The organism is Stenotrophomonas sp. AN71 (genome assembly GCF_050435725.1).
GTDB lineage: Bacteria > Pseudomonadota > Gammaproteobacteria > Xanthomonadales > Xanthomonadaceae > Stenotrophomonas.
In genome coordinates, this window is sequence record NZ_JBNDKU010000009.1 from 20791 (window position 1) to 39639 (window position 18849).

Here is an 18849-nt window from a genome sequence, read left to right on the forward strand (position 1 = left end):
CCCCGGTACAATCGGGACACCTGGGCGCGCGGTGCGCGGCCCATAACCTCATGTACCCGGGAGGGTGTTGTGGATTTCAGCTTTACCGAAGAGCAGTTGATGCTGCAGGACGTGGCGCGGCGCATCGCGCAGGAAAAGATCGCCCCGAGCGCGGAGCACCATGACCGCACCGGCGAATTCCCTCTGGAGAACATCCGCCTGCTGGGCGAGAACGGCCTGATGGGCATCGAAGTGCCGACTGAATACGGTGGCGCGGGCATGGACCCGGTGGCGTACGTGCTGGCGATGGTGGAGGTCGCCGCCGCTGACGCTGCGCACTCGACCATCATGTCGGTCAACAACTCGCTGTTCTGCAACGGCATCCTCACCCACGGCAGCGAGGCACAGAAGCAGAAGTATGTGCGCGCCATCGCCGAAGGCGAGGCCATCGGCGCGTTCGCGCTGACCGAGCCGCAGTCCGGCTCCGATGCCACCGCCATGCGATGCCGCGCGGTGAAGCAGGCCGATGGCAGCTTCATCATCAACGGCAAGAAGAGCTGGATCACCTCCGGCCCGGTGGCCAAGTACATCGTGCTGTTCGCGATGAGCGAGCCGGACAAGGGTGCGCGTGGCATCAGCGCCTTCCTGATCGACACCGACAAGGCCGGTTTCGGCCGCGGCAAGACCGAGCCGAAGCTGGGCATCCGTGCCTCGGCCACCTGCGAGATCGAATTCAACGATTATGTGGCGCAGGCGGACGACGTGCTGGGCCAGGAAGGTGAAGGCTTCAAGATCGCGATGGGCGTGCTGGACGCCGGTCGCATCGGTATTGCTTCGCAGGCGATCGGCATTGCCCGTGCCGCCTATGAAGCGACGATCGAGTACGTGAAGGAGCGCAAGGCGTTCGGCGCGGCCATTGGTACCTTCCAGATGACCCAGGCCAAGATCGCCGACATGAAGTGCAAGCTGGACGCAGCGCTGCTGCTGACCCTGCGCGCGGCGTGGGTGAAGGGCGAGGGCAAGCGTTTCAGCAACGAAGCGGCCATTGCCAAGCTGACCGCCTCGGAAGCGGCGATGTGGATCACCCACCAGGCCGTGCAGATCCATGGCGGCATGGGCTATTCGAAGGAAATGCCGCTGGAGCGCTACTTCCGTGATGCCAAGATCACCGAGATCTACGAGGGTACCTCGGAGATCCAGCGTCTGGTGATCGCGCGCAACGAGACCGGGCTGCGCTGAGTCCGACCGGCCGCGTCGCTGCAACGGCGGCGCGGCCAGTAGATCCACGCCATGCGTGGATGCGCTGTTCTCTGGTCGGCTGTGGCGCCGAGCCCACGCTCGGCTCCGGCAGAAGCAGCCGAGCATGGCTCGGCTTTACAGAAAGCAGAAAAAAAGGCCCCGGATCGCTCCGGGGCCTTTCTCGTTTCAGTGCACCACCGGATCAGCGGTCCGGACGGTGTGCGGCATCCGCGTCACGCTGGCGTTCGGTGAACTCCTTGGAGGGTTCATCCAGCTTGTCACCCAGCATGCGGCGCACGACCACGAAGAACACCGGAATCATCAGCAGGCCGAGCAGGGTGGCGAACAGCATGCCGCCGATCACGCCGGTACCGATGGCGTGACGGGAGTTGGCGCCGGCACCGGAGGAGATCGCCATCGGAATCACGCCCATGATGAACGCGAACGACGTCATCAGGATCGGGCGGAAGCGCAGGCGGGCTGCTTCGATGGTGGCATCGCGCAGGGTCTTGCCCGCCGCACGTTGCTCCACCGCGAACTCGACGATCAGGATCGCGTTCTTCGCCGCCAGGCCGATCACGGTGATCAGGCCGATCTTGAAGAACAGGTCGTTGGGCAGGCCACGCAGCATCGACAGGCCGAGGGCACCCAGCACGCCCAGCGGAACCACCAGCAGCACCGCCACCGGGATCGACCAGCTTTCATACAGGGCTGCCAGGCACAGGAACACCACCACGATGGACAGCACCAGCAGCAGGGTCGCGGCGTTGCCGGCCAGGATTTCCTGGTAGGACATGCCGGACCAGTCGTAGCCGAAGCCGGCCGGCAGGTCGTCGTTGACGATTGCTTCCATGGTCTGCATCGCCTCACCGGAGCTGGTGCCCGGCGCCTGCGAGCCGACGATGTTGATCGCCGAGTAGCCGTTGTAACGGCTCAGTGACGGCGGAGCAGACACCCACTCGGACTTGACCACCGTGTTGAGCGGGATCATCGCACTGGTGCCATCGGCATTGGTGGTGAGGCTGGACGGGCTGTAGAAGCTCTTCAGCGACTCCTGGCCGGTGCGGTATGGACCATCGGCCTGCATGGTCACGCGCTTGATGCGGCCTTCGTAGAAGAAGTCGTTGACATACACCGGCGCCAGCATCAGCTGGATGGTGCTGTACACGTCCGACACCGACATGCCCATCGACTGCGCCTGCACGCGGTCCACGTGCAGCTGCAGCTGTGGTGCGTTCTCCAGGCCGTTCGGACGTACGCCAACCAGGTGATCCGGCTTCTGTGCGGCCTGGCCGAGCAGGATGTTGCGCGCCTGGGTCAGCTGTTCGTAGCCGGCACCACTACGGTCCTGCAGCCACATGTCGAAGCCGCCGAACTGGCCAAGACCCTGCACCGTGGGAAGGTTGACCACGAAGATCTGCGCTTCCTTGATGCCGTAGAACGCGCCGTTCATGTTCTGGATGAACTCCGGCGCGGTGAACTTGCGTTCTTCCCACGGCTTCAGGCGGATGAAGCCCATGCCCACGTTCTCGCCGGAACCGACGAAGCTGAAGCCGGCCACCTGCAGCATGCCTTCATAGCCGTCCTGCTTTTCCAGGATGCCACGCATCTGCGCGAAGGCTTCGTTGGTCTGGCCCTTGGTCGAACCCGGCGGCAGCTGCACGATCGCCAGCGCATAGCCCTGGTCTTCTTCGGGCAGGAAGCTGCCGGGCATGCGGGTGAACAGGAAGCCGCACAGCACGGTGAGCACCACGAACAGGATCATCCAGCGCGGCGCATGGCGCACCGCCGAGGTGATGTGGCCCACATAGGTGTGGCTGATCTTGTCGTAGTACTTGTTGAAGGTGCGGTAGATGATGTTCGGGTTGTCGTTGTGCGTCGGCTTGAGGAACGTCGCGCACAGCGCCGGGGTGAAGCCCAGCGCCAGGAACGCCGAGAACGCCATCGAGATGGCGATGGTCAGCGCGAACTGCTTGTAGATCTCACCGGCCGCACCGCCCTGCAGGGCGGACGGAATGAACACCGCGGCCAGCACGACGGTGATGGCCACCACCGCGCCGGTGATCTGGGTCATCGCCTTCTGCGTGGCCGGCTTCGGCGCCAGGCCTTCCTCGGTCATGATGCGTTCGACGTTCTCGATCACCACGATCGCGTCATCGACCACGATGCCGATCGCCAGCACCATCGCAAACAGTGTCAGCTGGTTGATCGTGAAGCCGATCATCCACATGCCCAGGAAGGTACCCAGCAGAGCCACCGGGATGACCAGGGTCGGGATCAGGGTGGCGCGGAAGTTCTGCAGGAAGATCAGCATCACCAGGAACACCAGCAACACCGCTTCGAACAAGGTCTTGACCACTTCCTGGATCGAGATCTTGACGAAGGTGGTGCTGTCATACGGCGAGAACCAGGTCACGCCGGACGGGAAGCTGGGCTGCAGCTCGTCCATCTTGGCGCGCACGGCATCGGCCACGTTCAGGGCGTTGGCACCCGGCAGCAGCTGGATGGCGAAGGCGCCGGTCGGCTTCCCGTTGTACTGGGTATCGAAGCCGTAGTTGTTGGCACCGAAGGCGACCCGGGCGATGTCCTTGAGCAGCACGCGCGAGCCGTCAGCATTGGCGCGCAGGATGATGTTCTCGAACTCCTGCGGCGAGCTGAAGCGGCCTTCGGCCGAGACCGTGGCGGTGAAGTGCTGGCCTTCCGGCGAGGGGTCGGAACCCAGCGCACCGGCAGCGAACTGCACGTTCTGCGCACGCACCGCCGCCAGCACCTGGCTGGCCGACAGGCCGTAGCCCTGCATCTTTTCCGGGTTCAGCCAGATGTTCATGGCGTACTCGGAACCGAACTGCTGGGTGCTGCCGACGCCGGGGATACGCGAGACCTGGTCGAGCACGCGCGAACCGACGATGTCGTTCAGGGCGTCACGGTTGATGGCCGGCGTATCGGACTGCAGCGCGATCACCATCAGGAAGCCGGCGTTGGCCTTGGCCACCACCACACCCTGCTGGGTCACTTCCGAAGGCAATCGTGGCGTCGCCAGCGAGACCTTGTTCTGCACCTGCACCTGGGCGATGTCCGGATCGGTACCGGTCTCGAAGGTCAGGGTGATCGAGGCACGGCCGTTGGATGCGGACGAGGAGCTGAAGTACAGCAGGTGATCGATACCGGTCAGCTGCTGCTCGATCACCTGGGTGACCGATTTTTCGGTGGTGTCGGCACTGGCGCCCGGGTAGGTCGCCGACACGGTGACCTGCGGTGGGGCGATGTTGGGATAGGACTCCACGCCCAGGTTGAGGATCGCGATCACGCCGCTGAGCGAGATCAGGATCGCTACCACCCAGGCGAAGACTGGATGTTCGATGAAAAATTTAGGCATGACGGAAGGTTCCCGTTACTGCTTGTTCGAATCGGTGGCCGCCGGCTTGGCCGCATCGGCCTGCCCCGTCTTGGCCGCATCAGCCGGCGCCTTGCCTGCTGCCGGGGCCGCCGCGGCGCCCGCCGGAGCGGTGCCGCCTGCGGCAGGCTTGCCGTTGGCGTCCTGGCCCGGGGTCCACGGCTTGGCCACCGCCGGCGTGCCTTCCTTGACCTTCTGCACCCCGGCCACGATGACCTTGTCACCGGCGGCCAGGCCGTCGCTGACCAGCCAGTTGCCGTTCTGCGCGCCATCGGTGGTCACGTTCTTGCGCGCGACCTTGCCGTCGGCGCCGACCACCATCACGTAACCGCCGGTGGTGTCGCGCAACAGAGCCTGCTGCGGCACCAGGTAGGCATTGTTGCGCTCGCCCAGGTTGGCCTGGAAGCTGACGAAGGCGCCTGGCAGCAGGATCTGCTGCGGGTTGGGCAGCAACGCACGCAGTGATACCGCGCCGGTGGCCGGATCGACCGTGGTCGAGGAGAAGTCGAGCGTGCCTGGCTCGCTGTAGGTGCTGCCGTCGGCGAGCTTGACGTTCACCGTGGCCTTGCCATCGCCGGACAGCGCCAGTGCGCCCTTGGCCTGCTGCGCGCGCAGCTGGGTCAGCTCATCCACGCTGAGCGAGAAGTTCACGTAGAGCGGGTCGAGCTGGTCGACAGTGGTCAGCAGGGTCACATCGCCCTGGCCGACCAGCGCACCTTCGGTGACCTGCTGCTTGTTGGCCACGCCACTGATCGGCGCGGTCACTTCGGTGTAGCCCAGGTTGATGCGGGCGGAGGTGACCGCCGCTTCGGCCTGCTTGACCGCGGCCAGCGCGGTGCGCTCGGCCGACTCGGCGTTGTCCAGGTCGGCCTTGGAGACGAACTGCTGCGGCGCCAGCGAACGGGCGCGGTCGGCAGCGACCTTGGCATTGGCGTAGGTCGCGCGCGAGGAGGCCAGCTGCGCCTCGGAGGCGTTGAGCGAGGCACGCAACGGCGCCGGGTCGATCAGGAACAGGGTCTGGCCCTGCTTGACCTGCGAGCCTTCCTGGTAGACGCGCTTGAGCAGCACGCCCGGCACGCGCGCACGCACGTCGGCGCTGCGGAACGGCGACAGGCGGCCGACCAGCTCACGCTGCAGCGGCAGGGTCTGCGGCTTGGCGTCGATCACGCCCACCTCCGGCGGCGGGGGCATCTGCTGTTCCGGCTTCTTGCAGGCAGCCAGCGCGACAGCAACGGCGCACGTCAAGGCAAGGGTGCGGAGTGGGGCGGTCATCAGGAGGAACTCCGGGGTTGGTTTGTAGGCGGGGCCGGCGACGGCGGAGGCGCGAACGCGCGCAGGAAGCTGTCAACGGAGAACTCTGCCCAGCGCCGACGCAGGAGCGCGTCATCACGATGGGGGGTATGAAAGCGCTGTTTGTCGAAATCCTGACCGGCAATCATGCTCAGCAGCAGCTCGGCCATGAAGTGCGGGTCGTCATGGCGAAGCTGGCCCTGCATGCAAACGGTTTCAATCCATTCAGCAAGATGAAGCGTCAGCGCGCCGGCACCATGCCGGTACAGCGTACGCGCCTCTTCAGGAAACTGCGCGGCGTCGGCGGCGATCAGCCGGCAGGCCTGTCCCACGTGCGGTTGGTTGAAATGCTCCAGGAAGTCGATGGCGAACTGGAGCAGGCTGGCACGCAGGTCGTCACTGCGGAGTGCACGCAGCATGGCGCCGGTGGCGTGGCCGACATGGCGCTGCATCACCCGGCGCAGCAGTTCCTGCTTGTTGCCGTAGCGCGAGTACAGGGTCTGCTTGGAGCAGCCGGCATGCTGGGCCACCGCGTCCATGCTCATCTGCATGCCCTGCTGGGCCAGCAGTTCACGCACGGCATCGAATACGCGCTCATCGCGCGCGTCGAGGGCAACGGGGAGGTAGGCCGGGTTCACGCGGTGGACTATACCGTCCAGTTCAGGATTGTGGAATCGCATTGGCGTCGCCGTGTGTGTCTTCCGGTAACACGCTTTGCCGATCCTGTCGGCAGCGCTGCGCGCCACGTCCGTTCCATACCGGAGCGAACTGAATAGGCGTCTAAACCGCAGCAAACCCGAATCTACTTATTCCGTCCTGCAGCAAGGCCTTTTCGTGCGGTGGGGCTACAATTTCATTTTCCCAACTGAGCAAGCGCATCGCTCTGCCATGAAACCGCAAAAAACCGCAGCCAAGACCGTGAAAAACAAGACCAAACCAGCAGAGTCGGAGGTCGCAGTGACCGCTGGTTTCTCCCTGGAGCCGGTGTACACGGCTTTGCGCAAGCGCTACCCCGCGGCCGCACAGGCCGAAGCAGTGGCCTTCGCCACTGGCTTCTACAAGCGCATGGAGTCGGACGAGTTCCCGCACCACAGCGCTGAAGAGTGGGCCGCTCTCGCGGCTGAGACGCTGGAATTTGCCCGTGCCCGCAAGGCCGGCAAGGCCAACGTCCGCGTGTTCAATCCGACTGCGAAGGCCAACGGTTGGGAATCGCCGCATACCGTGCTGCAGATCGTCAACGACGACATGCCGTTCCTCGTCGATACCGTCACCATGTCGCTGGCCGAGCAGGGCGTGGGCGTCCACGTGCTGGGCCACCCGGTGCTGCGCTTCAGCCGCGACAAGGCCGGCAAGCTGGTCAAGGTCGGTGAGGGTGATGCCGAGTCGGTGATGCTGCTGGAGATCGACCGCCAGCCGGCCGAAGCCATGGCCGCCATCGAGCAGGCCATCAACAAGGCGCTGGATGAAGTGCGTGCGATCGTGCGCGACTGGCAGCCGATGAAGGACAAGGCGCTGGCACTGGCCGACGACCTGGGCAGCCGCCAGCTGCCGGTCGACGATGCCTCGCGCAAGGAAGCACAGGAATTCCTGCGCTGGGCCGCCGACAACCACTTCACCTTCTTCGGCTACCGCGAGTACCGCGTCGAGAAGCAGGGCAAGGAAGAGGTGCTGGCGCCGCTGAACGATACCGGCCTGGGCCTGATGCGCGGCAAGGACAAGTCCGCCGCCCGTCCGGTCAAGACCCTGGCCGCACAGGGCCTGAATACCACGTCCGGGCTGAAGGACGCGCTGATCCTGACCAAGACCAATGCCCGTTCGCGTGTGCATCGCGCCGGCTACATGGACTACATCGGCGTGCTGGAATTCGACGCCAAGGGCAAGATCATCGGCGAGCAGCGCTTCCTTGGCCTGTTCACCTCCAGCGCCTACAACCGTCGCCCGTGGGAAATCCCGCTGGTGCGCCAGCGCCATGAGCACGTGATGAAGCAGTCGGGCCTGGCCCCGGCCAGCCACAGCGGCAAGGCCCTGCGCCACATCCTGGAAACCCTGCCGCGCGAAGAACTGTTCCAGTCCAGCGAGGACGAACTGCTGCGCACCGCGATGGGCGTGCTGGGCCTGCAGGAGCGCGTGCGCAGCCGCCTGTTCCTGCGCCGCGACAAGTACAGCCGTTTCATCTCCGCGCTGGTCTACCTGCCGCGCGAGCGCTTCAACACCGACGTGCGTCTGCGCATCGAAGCGATGCTGAAGGACGCGCTGCACGGCGAGTACGTCGACAGCTCTGTGGTGCTGGGCGAATCGCCGCTGGCCCAGGTGCACCTGATCGTGCGTCCGAAGCCGGGTGAAATGCTCGACGTCGATACCGCCGAACTGGAGCAGAAGCTGGCCCAGGTGCTGCGCAACTGGCAGGACGACCTGCGCGAAGCGCTGGTGTCCCGCCACGGCGAGACCGAAGGCCTGCGCATCGCCGCCCGCATCGGCAAGGCGCTGCCGGCCGGCTACATCGAAGACAACAGCACTGCCGTTGCCGCCAACGATGTCAGCCAGCTCGACGCGCTGACCGGTCCGGACGACCTGCGCCTGAGCCTGCAGGCCGTGCCGCGCGAAAGCGGCGATGGCCTGCGCCTGAAGCTGTATCGCCAGCTGGACGACATTCCGCTGTCGGACGCGCTGCCGATGATGGAAAACATGGGCCTGCGCGTGATCGCCGAGCGTCCGTACCGCCTGTCGGTCGACAACGCCCCGGTGTACGTGCAGGACTTCGAGGTCGAATCGACCGCCGGCGCGATCGATGCCGCCAGCGTCGATGAAGCGTTCGGCGAGACCTTCGCCCGCGTCTGGCACGGCGATGCCGAGAACGACGGCTTCAACCGACTGGTGCTGGCTGCCGGTCTGCACTGGCGTCAGGTCGCCATGCTGCGTGGCTACTGCAAGTACCTGCTGCAGACCGGCGTGCCGTTCTCGCAGGCCTATGTGGAAGGCACGTTCGCCCGCTACCCGCTGCTGGCCCGCTTGCTGGTCGAGCTGTTCGAAGCCCGCTTCGATCCGGCCACCGGCCACGAAGGCAAGGATGACATCGCTGCCGGCCAGGCCCAGCTGAAGGCTCACTTCGATGTGCTGGCCGCCGGTGATGACGCCACCCTGAAGGTGCTCAAGACCGTGGTCGACGCCCGCAAGGGTGACCGCGATGCGCAGATGCAGGCCGCGCGCGATGCGCTGCTGAAGCTGATGGACCGCGTGTCCAGCCTGGACGAAGACCGCATCCTGCGTTCGTTCATGGGCGTGATCGACGCGACCCTGCGTACCAGCTACTACCAGACCGATGCCAACGGCCAGCACGGCCATGTCATCAGCTTCAAGTTTGATTCGGCGCTGGTGCCGGACCTGCCGAAGCCGCGCCCGTACCGCGAAATCTTCGTCTACGGCCCGCGCGTGGAAGGTACCCACCTGCGCTTCGGCGCGGTGGCCCGTGGCGGCCTGCGCTGGTCGGATCGTCGCGAAGACTTCCGTACCGAAGTGCTGGGCCTGGTCAAGGCGCAGATGGTCAAGAACACCGTCATCGTGCCGGTCGGCGCCAAGGGCGGCTTCTTCGCCAAGACCCCGCCGGTGAACGGCGACCGCGACGCGGTCTTCGCCAACGGCGTGGCCTGCTACAAGCTGTTCATCCAGGGCCTGCTGGACATCACCGACAACATCGTCAACAACAAGATCGTGCCGCCGGTGGATGTCGTGCGCCACGACATGGACGATCCGTACCTGGTGGTGGCCGCTGACAAGGGCACCGCGACCTTCTCCGACATCGCCAACGGCCTGGCCATCGCGCACGGCTTCTGGATGGGTGATGCGTTCGCCTCCGGTGGTTCGGTCGGTTACGACCACAAGGGCATGGGCATCACCGCACGCGGTGCGTGGGAGTCGGTCAAGCGCCACTTCCGTGCGCTGGGCCGTGACAGCCAGAGCCAGGACTTCACCGCGGTCGGTGTCGGCGACATGTCCGGCGACGTGTTCGGCAATGGCATGCTGCTGTCGCGCCACATCCGCCTGCTGGCTGCGTTCGACCACCGCCATATCTTCCTGGACCCGAACCCGGATGCGGCCACCACGTTCGTCGAGCGTGAGCGCCTGTTCACCGTGCCGCGTTCGAGCTGGGCGGACTACGATGCCAAGCTCATCAGCAAGGGCGGCGGCGTGTACCCGCGCAGCCTGAAGTCGATCGAGATCACCCCGCAGGTGCGTGAAGCGCTGGGCCTGGACGACAACGTCAAGGCGCTGTCGCCGAACGATCTGATGAGCGCGATCCTGAAGGCGCCGGTCGACCTGCTGTGGAACGGCGGCATCGGCACCTACGTCAAGGCCGCCAGCGAGCAGCACAGCGATGTCGGCGATCGTGCCAACAACGCGCTGCGCGTGAACGGTGGCGAGCTGCGCTGCAAGGTGGTGGGCGAGGGCGGCAACCTGGGCATGACCCAGCTGGGCCGCATCGAAGCCGCCCAGGCCGGCGTGCTGCTCAACACCGACTTCATCGACAACTCGGCCGGTGTCGACACCTCCGACCATGAAGTCAACATCAAGATCCTGCTCAACGATGTGGTGCGGGCCAAGAAGCTGACCGTCGAGCAGCGCAACAAGCTGCTGGCCTCGATGACCGATGAAGTCGCCGAGCTGGTGCTCAACGACAACTACCGCCAGAACCAGGCGCTGAGCCTGATGGAGCGGATGGCGGTCAAGCGCCTGGGTTCCAAGCAGCACTTCATCCGCACCCTGGAACAGCAGGGCCTGCTTGATCGCCAGATCGAGTTCCTGCCGTCCGATGCCGAGCTGTCGCAGCGCAAGGCACGTGGCCAGGGCCTGACCCGTCCGGAACTGTCGGTGCTGTTGTCGTACTCCAAGCTGGTGGCGTTCGCCCAGCTGCTGGATTCGGACATCCCGGAAGATCCGTACCTGTCCAAGGAGCTGCAGCGCTACTTCCCGACCCCGCTGCAGAAGAAGTACGCCGACGCGATGGAGCGTCACCGCCTGAAGCGCGAAATCATCGCCACGGCCGTGACCAACCAGACCATTAACCGCATGGGTGCCACCTTCCTGATGCGCATGCAGGAAGACACCGGCCGTTCCATCGCCGAGGTCGCCAAGGCCTACACCATCAGCCGCGAAACGCTGGATGCGCGTGCGCTGTGGGCGCAGATCGATGCCCTCGACGGCAAGGTGCCGGAGTCGGTGCAGATCGACGCACTGGAAGTGATCTGGAAGCTGCAGCGTTCGTTCGTGCGCTGGCTGCTGTCGCGCCCGGGCGCGATGCCGGGCATCACCGAAGCGGTCAACCGCTACCAGGGTCCGTTCAACGACATCCGCGTTGCCTCGGGTGTGCTGCCGGATTCGCAGCGTCCGACCTACGAAGCCCTGGTGGCCGAGTGGAAGGAAAAGGGTCTGCCGTCCGCCCTGGCGCAGCAGCTGGCCGAACTGCACTTCCTGGAGCCGGCGTTCGACATCATCGAACTGGCGCGCACCCGCAAGCTGAAGCCGGTCGACGTGTCCAAGGTCCACTTCCGCCTGGGCGATGCTCTGCAGCTGCCGTGGCTGTTCGAGCAGGTCGACGCGCTGGAGGTCAACGGCCGCTGGCACGCGGTGGCACGTGGCGTGCTGCGTGACGAACTGGCGGGCAACCACCGCAACCTGGCGGGCCAGGTGCTGGGCACCAAGGGCACCAGCGCTGAAGCCAAGGTGGCGGCCTGGATGGGCCGTGACGACAACAGCCTGCGCTTCACCCTGGCGATGCTGGCCGAACTGGCCGAGCAGAAGACCCTGGACTACCCGACCGTCTCGGTCGCGGTGCAGCGCCTGGGCCAGCTGGCGGCACACGGTGCGTAAGTGATGTAGTGCCGGGCCATGCCCGGCATGCGTGAACCGGAACGGCCCCGCGCAAGCGGGGCCGTTCTGGTTTTTGGCCGCGCTCGCCGGGCGTGGCCCGGCGAGCGCAGCGGCGCTCGGTTATGCTCTTGACCAGTTCCCCCCGGATCCACCGATGAGCGACTCCCCCCGTATCGCTTTCCTGGCCAGCAGCACCGAACCGGCGCAGATGGCGCGCGCGGCGATGGTCTCGCGCTACGGCGACTACGCGCCCGAGCAGGCCGACGTGCTGTGCCCGCTGGGCGGTGATGGCTTCATGCTGCAGACCCTGCATCGGCACGGACACCTGGGCAAGCCGGTGTTCGGCATGAAGCTGGGCACCGTTGGCTTCCTGATGAACCAGTACCGTGGCGACGATGACGTGCAGGCCCGCATCGCCCGTGCCGAACCGGCCAACCTGCGCCCGCTGGAAATGGTGGCGCTGACCGAGTCCGGCACCAGTACCGGGTCGCTGGCCTACAACGATGTCTCGCTGCTGCGCCAGACCCGCCAGGCGGCGCATATCGGCATCGACCTCAACGGCCAGGAACGCGTGGCCGAACTGATCGGTGATGGCGTGCTGGTGGCGACCCCGGCCGGCAGCACGGCCTACAACTATTCCGCGCACGGTCCGGTGCTGCCGCTGGGCTCGCACACCATCGCATTGACGCCGTTGGCCCCGTATCGACCCCGGCGCTGGCGCGGCGCCATCCTCAAGGCCGACACCGAAGTGCGCTTCCGCGTGCTCGATCCGTACAAGCGCCCGGTCAGCGTCACCGCCGATTCGCACGAGACCCGTGACGTGGTCGAGGTGACCATCCGCGAATCCAAGGACCGCCGGGTCACCCTGCTGTTCGACCCGGAGCACAACCTGGAAGACCGTATCCTGAGCGAACAGTTCGTTTTTTGAGGACAATAGGCCGCCGGCCCCGCCGATCGCTTGAAGGACCCCACCGATGGGCGACAATTCCCCCCGTTTGCTGACCGTCGCGGTGACCTCGCGCGCCCTGTTCGACCTGGAAGAAAGCCACGCGCTGTTCGAGAGCGATGGCGTGGCCGCCTATGCCGAATTCCAGCGCCAGCACGAGGACGACATCCTCGGTCCCGGCGTGGCGTTTCCTGTGGTGCGCAAGCTGTTGGCGCTGAACCAGGGGGCCAGCCCGGAGAATCCGCGGGTCGAGGTGATCCTGCTGTCGCGCAATTCGGCCGATACCGGCCTGCGCATCTTCAACTCGATCCAGCACTACGGCCTGGGCATCATCCGCGCCACGTTCACTGCGGGCGAGCCGACCTGGCCCTATGTGAAGCCGTTCGGCACCGACCTGTTCCTCTCGGCCAACCCGGAATCGGTGCGCAGCGCGCTGCGCCATGGCATCGCCGCAGCGACCATCCTGCCCAAGCCGCCCGGCGAGACCGCCGCTGCGGCGGCCGACCAGATCGACACCGGTCGCCCGGCGGGCCAGCTGCGCATCGCGTTCGACGGAGACGCGGTGATCTTCGGCGACGAGAGCGAGCGCATCTCGCGCGAGCAGGGGGTGGAAGCGTTCGGCCGCCACGAGCGGGAGCGCGCCCGCGAGCCGCTCAGCGGCGGTCCGTTCCGTGGTTTCCTGTCGGCCCTGCACACACTGCAGGAAGTGTTCCCGGCCGGCGAGAGTGCGCCGATCCGCACCGCGCTGGTCACCGCGCGTTCGGCGCCGGCACACGAGCGGGTGATCCGCACCCTGCGCGAGTGGGGGGTACGCCTGGACGAGGCGCTGTTCCTGGGCGGACGGCACAAGGGGCCGTTCCTGCAGGCGTTCGGTGCCGACATCTTTTTCGACGATTCACAGCACAACATCGACAGCGCCCGCGAGCATGTGGCGGCGGGGCATGTCCCGCACGGCGTCGCCAACGAAGGGTAGGGTCTGGTAGTCGCCAACCGTGGTTGGCACCGCGGTGAAACCGCGCCCACCAAGGTGGGCGTCTACCGGAGCGTGGCTACGGGCTGTCCGACATCCCCAGCTGCAGGTCGACCACCTTCCAGCGCAGGCCCTGCGGTTCCAGCACCACCTTCAATGGCGGCTGGCCGGGGCCGCGATCGACATCGACCACGAAGCGGTCCAACGCCTCGAAATGATGCTCGGCGTTCTTCAACGGCCGCGCCGGTTCGGTCGCGCCGAAGGCATCGTCGCCCTGCAGCTCATTGCGGCCACGCTTCCACAATACGTGGCCTTGCAGCATCGCGCCGATCCCGGTGGGCGTCACCATCGTGTCCACCGCCGCACCACCGAGCTGGTCGCCCAGGCCATACAACAGGGCGCCGAACGGGCTGGCCGCCATCTCCGGGCCGGCCTGGCGGACCAGGTAGTCGTTGAGCTGGGCGCGCAGACTGCTGCGCACACGCGGGAAATCGACGTAACGCTCCATGCGGGCGGTGTCGCGCTGCTCAATGGCCTTGGATAGGCCATTGATGGTCAGGTACGGACCGCCGAACCACCAGGCCGCCAAGGCCAGGATCAGCAGCGCGGCAAGTGCAATGAGTTTCTTCATGCCGACCAGACTGCCGCAGCGGCGGCCTTGGCGGGTGAAGACTTACTGACTGGGCGAGCCGCGGCCATCACCGAAGGCCTCGACCAGCTGCTGCCGCTCGGCCGCACTCAAGGCCTGCAGCTGCGTGGCCAGCACCTCGTCCAGGCTGCGGATGCGGGTGGTGCCGAGGATGCCACTGGCCACGCCAGGATGGCCCAGCGTGTAAGCGAAGGCGGTCTGGGCGGGGCGTTGGCTGCTGATCGCGGCCACCGCCTGGCGCATCTGGCGGGCACTGCGCATCAGCTGCCGGCTGCTGGGCTTGAGCCAGGCACGCGCCAGGTACCAGCCGTCGGCCAGCCGTGGCAGGCGAGGGCGCGCGGGCAGCAGATGGCCTTGTGCCAGCACGGTGCCAGCCAGCACACCAATGCCGACCGCCTGCAGCTGGTCGATCAGCGGTTCGCGGTCCTGCTGCAGGGCGTTGTAGTCCAGCAGCACCACATCGAAGGCGTCGGGATGGGCGATCATCCAGCGCAGGGTCGAGGCCGAGTGGGTGTTGATGCCGGTGTGCCGGATCAGCCCACGCTCGCGCAGGCGTTGCAGCGCGGCCAGCAGATCATCGTTGATGTCGTGTTCGCTGGCGCCATGCAGCTGGTAGATGTCCAGATGGTCCAGGCCGAGGTTGCGCAGCGAGGCTTCGCAGCTGGCGGTGATCGCCGCCGCCGAGAAGTTGCGCTGTTCGGCACCGCTGATGCCGGCCTGGCCGGTCAGCGTGCCGCCCTTGCTGGAGATCACCAGCGCGTCGCGCGGGTACTGCTTCAGCAGCGGGCGAAGAATGCGGCCCAGACGCGGTTCGGCATGGAAGCCGGCGTAGTTGTGGCCGGTATCGAGCAGGTTCACGCCATGGGCCAGGGCATGCTCGACCACGGCCGCCGCAGCTTCTTCGGAGAAACGGCGATGGCCCCAGAATCCGGAACACCCCAGGCCGATGGGTGAGACCGCCAGGCCGGTACGGCCCAGCACACGCCGCTGGCGTGCCAGCGGAAGATCCTGCGACATCAGAACTCCAGATCCAGCGCGGCGCACAGGTAGTCGACGAACGGGCCCAGCGTGGCCAGATCCTTGCCCAGCGTGGACAGCAGATGCGGGCCGGACATGGTGGCATCGTCCAGCGAGCGCCACATCACCCAGTTGCGGTGCTTGAGGTCGTCAATGAATTCGAAGTCGGCCGGGAAGCCGCGCGGTGGGCGCACCAGCTTTTCGCTTTCCTCGAAATCGAAGCGCTTGCGCAGGGCCGGTGCATGCGCGGCGGCCTTCCAGCTGCCCGGGTTGTCGAGGATGAAATGGCGTACGCGGCGCTGGGTCTCCGGTTCCGGATGCCACAGGCCGGCGCCGACGAAGCTCTCGCCCGGCTGCAGGTGCACGTAGAACGAGGGCGCGGCCACCTCGCGGCGGCGCTCATGGAACAGGCGCGCGCCCTGCCAGGTTTTGTACGGCGACTTGTCGTTGGAAAAACGCGCGTCGCGATGGATGCGGAACAGTGAACCACCGACACCACGGGTATCGGCGCGGAAGTGGTCGCTGACCTCGGCCAGCACCGGCTGCAGGTCGCCCAGCAGGCGCAGGAACGGCTGCCGCACATGGTCTTCATACTGCTGGCGGTGGTCGTTGAACCACGCCTTTTCGTTGTGCCGCGCCAGGCTGCGCAGGAACTTGAAGCTGGCGTCCGAGAAATAAGTGCTCACAGCGTCTCCTGCAGGTGCTGGCCCCAGTCACGCAGCGATTGAAGCAGGGCCTGGCGCCGGGTGTCATCGGGCGCTTCGGCGGCCAGTGCATCGAGCTGCTGCTGGTACTGGGGCAGGTTGAGTTCGCCCAGCCCGCCATCGCCGAGCAGGCGCTGACGACGGTAATCCTGCCAGCGCTGGCGTTCAGCCGGCGCGAGGCTGTCGGGATGGTTGCGTGCCCGGTAACGGAACAGCAGCTCCGGCAGGCGCGGGTCACGGAAGCGGCCTTCCAGGGAGGCCAGCTGATCGGGTGCGGTGGTGCGTGCCAGCGCCAGCAGCGGCTTGTCGCCGTTGCCGAGGAAGCCGTCGTACAGCGACGCATCGACGTCGGCCACGGTGGCCACGCGTGGCTGGTTGTAGACCTGGCGTGCCTTCTCGGCGAGCTGCGGGGCGAAGGCGCGCAGGCGCTCAACCTTGGCCTCGATCGCCGCCACATCCAGGCCAAGCCGCGCATGGTCGTCGGCGCGCAGATGGTTCCAGGCAATCAGCGCCGGCACCTTGTTCAGATGCACTTCCTTCAGCGGCACCCGCGATACGCCCTCGGGCAACTCGCTGGCGCGCATGTACAGGCGCTGCGCGATCACCTCGGCTGGAAGCTCCAGCAGGTCATCGATGTCGCCGTCCAGGTCGAACACGATCACCCGGTTGTTGATGGTCGGGTGCACCGACAGCGGCAGCACCGGCGCCGCGCACAGACGGCTGGCCGGGTAGCGCATGGAAACGTGCAGCACCGGCTTCAGCGCCGCCACGTCCAGCAGGCTGCCGACAAAGCGCTTGTCGCGCAGTTTCAGTGCGTAGTCCCACAGGCGCGGCTGCGACTGCTTGAACAGGCGTGCCATGCCGATGGTGGCGCGCACGTCCGACAGCGCCTCGTGCGCATCGCCTTCGCGTACGTTGTTGGCTTCGGCCAGGTGTTCGAGCTTGAACGAGGTGGCGCCGTCCTCGCGCAGCGGCCACTGGATGCCGTCCGGGCGCATCGCGCGCATCAGCCGCAGCATGTCCAGCAGGTCCCAGCGTGAATTGCCGTTGCGCCACTCGCGTTCGTACGGGTCGTGGAAGTTGCGGAACAGGCCATAGCGGACGAACTCATCGTCGAAGCGCAGCGTGTTGTAGCCCAGCGCGCAGGTGCCGGGGCGCGACAGCTGTTCGTTGATGCGGTCGAAGGCCTCGGCTTCGCTGATGCCGTCGGACAGTGCCTGCTGCGGGGTGATGCCGGTGACCAGGGTGGCCATCGGCGACGGCAGCAGATCGTCGGCAGGGCGCACGAAGAAGCTGACCGGCGTGTCGATCTCGTTGAGATCGGCGTCGGTACGGATCGCCGCGTACTGCGAGATGCGGGTGCGTCGCGGGTCCTGGCCGAAGGTCTCCAGGTCGTAGAACAGGAAGCTGTCGGCCATCAGTGTGCGCCCTCCAGGATCGGCAGCTGCGCGTGGATCTGCGCTTCGAGCGTGGCCCAGTCGATGGTGTCCAGTGACGTGTGGCCGGCGGTGGCCGCGACCAGCATGTCACGCTGGAGTTCGGTGCGGCGCAATGCCTCGACATACGGTGTGTGCAGGAACGTGACCATCGTGTAGTGCGGCACGAAGCGGGTCGGCCAACGCCGCTGAAGCGCCTGTTCCAGCTCGCGCTGCAGCAGGAACGCCGGATCAGCCACGCGGTCGCGCATCTCAAGATAGTTCTCCAGCGCCATCTGCTGGATCGCGCGCGCGTTGGGCTTGCGCTCGGCCTCGAATGCGGCGAACGCACCGTCCAGGTCTTCGGCCTCCATCAGGTGACGGGCCAGTGCCACGCAGTCCTCGAACGCGCAGTTCATGCCCTGGCCATGGAACGGCACCATCGCGTGCGCGGCATCGCCAATCAGCACGGCACGGCCTTGCTGGTGCCAGCGTTCAAGGGTGAGCGTACCGAGCAGGCCCGGCGGGTGCTGCTCCCAGTCCGCGCGCAGGTTCGGGATCAGCGGCAGGGTGTCGGCGAACTCACGTGCGAACAGCGCTTCGGCCTGCGCACCGGTGTTGACCGTGGCGAAGCTGGGGTCGCCCTGGTTGGGCAGGAACAAGGTGACGGTGAAGGTGCCTTCGTGGTTGGGCAGGGCAATGCACATGTAATGGCCACGCGGCCAGATATGCAGTGCATTGCGTTCGATACGGAAGCCACCATCGGCCGCAGGCGGGATTTCCAGCTCCTTGTAGGAATGATCGAGGAACGCGATGTCTTCACCCAGCGGCGCGCGCCGGTTCATCGCCGCACGCAGCGCGGAGCCGGCACCATCGGCACCGATCAGGGTATCGAAGCGGATGTCATGCGGACTGTCGTCGCGGTCATCGATGAAACGGGCGTAGCCGGCATCGAAATCGACGGTGTGCAGACGTCGATGGAAATGCACGGTGGCGCCGGCCTGCTCGGCCAGTTCCAGAAGCGTGGTGTTCAGGTCGCTGCGGTGGATCGACCAGATCACCTCGCTGTCATCGCGGCCATAACGCTGCAGCTGTGGTTCGCCTTCGCGCGGATGCACCATGCGCCCGCGCATCATCACCGCGCGCGCCATCACCTCGTCTTCCACGCCAGCCTGGCGCAGCGCGTTGCGCCCACGTTCGGCCAGGGCCAGGTTGATCGAACGGCCGCTTTCGTAATCGGCGATGCGCGGGTCGCCGCGGCGTTCGTACAGGGTGATGCGCCAGCCCTGTCGCGACAGCAGGATGGCCAGCAGGGACCCGGCGAGGCCGGCACCGATAATGCTCAACGAGCGGGAAGCGTGTGCGATCAACGAACTGTCCA

Annotated in this window: 12 protein-coding genes; 4 read left to right on the top strand and 8 right to left on the bottom strand. The window is 66.2% G+C overall.

The window, feature by feature from the left end; genetic code table 11:
- Nucleotides 1-69: 69 nt before the first annotated feature.
- On the top strand, nt 70-1218 hold the full coding sequence (locus ABH900_RS14490) for an acyl-CoA dehydrogenase family protein (RefSeq protein WP_429623729.1): 1149 nt from the start codon (nt 70-72) through the stop codon (nt 1216-1218).
- A 202-nt stretch (nt 1219-1420) separates the two neighbouring features.
- Here ABH900_RS14490 and ABH900_RS14495 read toward each other — a convergent pair whose 3' ends face one another.
- The 3 genes from ABH900_RS14495 to ABH900_RS14505 are packed head-to-tail and all read right to left on the bottom strand — an operon-like array spanning nt 1421 to nt 6540.
- A complete protein-coding gene (locus tag ABH900_RS14495; protein WP_429623731.1) occupies nt 1421-4594 on the bottom strand; it encodes a multidrug efflux RND transporter permease subunit in 3174 nt (1057 codons plus the stop codon).
- A 15-nt stretch (nt 4595-4609) separates the two neighbouring features.
- Nucleotides 4610-5884, bottom strand: coding sequence for an efflux RND transporter periplasmic adaptor subunit (locus ABH900_RS14500; RefSeq protein WP_429623732.1), 1275 nt, complete (start codon nt 5882-5884; stop codon nt 4610-4612).
- On the bottom strand, nt 5884-6540 hold the full coding sequence (locus ABH900_RS14505; RefSeq protein WP_429623956.1) for a TetR/AcrR family transcriptional regulator: 657 nt from the start codon (nt 6538-6540) through the stop codon (nt 5884-5886). Before ABH900_RS14505 ends, ABH900_RS14500 begins: the two co-directional genes overlap by 1 nt.
- Before the next feature lie 250 nt (nt 6541-6790).
- Between ABH900_RS14505 and ABH900_RS14510 the strand changes: the two genes are divergently transcribed.
- From ABH900_RS14510 to ABH900_RS14520, 3 genes are all read left to right on the top strand, one after another.
- On the top strand, nt 6791-11767 hold the full coding sequence (locus ABH900_RS14510; RefSeq protein ID WP_429623733.1) for an NAD-glutamate dehydrogenase: 4977 nt from the start codon (nt 6791-6793) through the stop codon (nt 11765-11767).
- 154 nt (nt 11768-11921) lie between these two features.
- Nucleotides 11922-12695 (top strand): NAD kinase, encoded by a 774-nt coding sequence (locus ABH900_RS14515; protein ID WP_429623734.1) that lies wholly within the window; start codon nt 11922-11924, stop codon nt 12693-12695.
- A gap of 46 nt (nt 12696-12741) precedes the next feature.
- Complete coding sequence (locus ABH900_RS14520; RefSeq protein WP_005410242.1) at nt 12742-13686, top strand: 5'-nucleotidase; 945 nt, start codon at nt 12742-12744, stop codon at nt 13684-13686.
- A gap of 76 nt (nt 13687-13762) precedes the next feature.
- On the opposite strand, the gene ABH900_RS14525 is transcribed toward ABH900_RS14520, so the two are convergent.
- From ABH900_RS14525 to ABH900_RS14545, 5 genes are read right to left on the bottom strand one after another with little or no spacing between them, the layout of a single operon-like run.
- Nucleotides 13763-14314 carry a DUF2939 domain-containing protein gene (locus tag ABH900_RS14525; RefSeq protein WP_429623736.1) on the bottom strand — a complete coding sequence of 184 codons (552 nt, stop codon included), beginning with the start codon at nt 14312-14314 and terminating at the stop codon, nt 13763-13765.
- Between the two features lie 42 nt (nt 14315-14356).
- Nucleotides 14357-15349, bottom strand: coding sequence for an aldo/keto reductase (locus ABH900_RS14530; protein ID WP_429623737.1), 993 nt, complete (start codon nt 15347-15349; stop codon nt 14357-14359).
- The gene (locus tag ABH900_RS14535; RefSeq protein ID WP_429623739.1) at nt 15349-16035 is read right to left on the bottom strand and encodes a DUF2461 domain-containing protein; all 687 of its coding nucleotides are present in this window, start codon (nt 16033-16035) and stop codon (nt 15349-15351) included. The genes ABH900_RS14530 and ABH900_RS14535 overlap by 1 nt, the downstream gene beginning before the upstream one ends.
- Entirely contained in the window at nt 16032-17471 is a 1440-nt protein-coding gene (gene sbcB / locus ABH900_RS14540; RefSeq protein WP_429623741.1) for an exodeoxyribonuclease I, read from the bottom strand. The genes ABH900_RS14535 and sbcB overlap by 4 nt, the downstream gene beginning before the upstream one ends.
- Entirely contained in the window at nt 17471-18838 is a 1368-nt protein-coding gene (locus ABH900_RS14545; protein ID WP_429623743.1) for an FAD-dependent oxidoreductase, read from the bottom strand. Before ABH900_RS14545 ends, sbcB begins: the two co-directional genes overlap by 1 nt.
- Between the last annotated feature and the right edge of the window lie 11 nt (nt 18839-18849).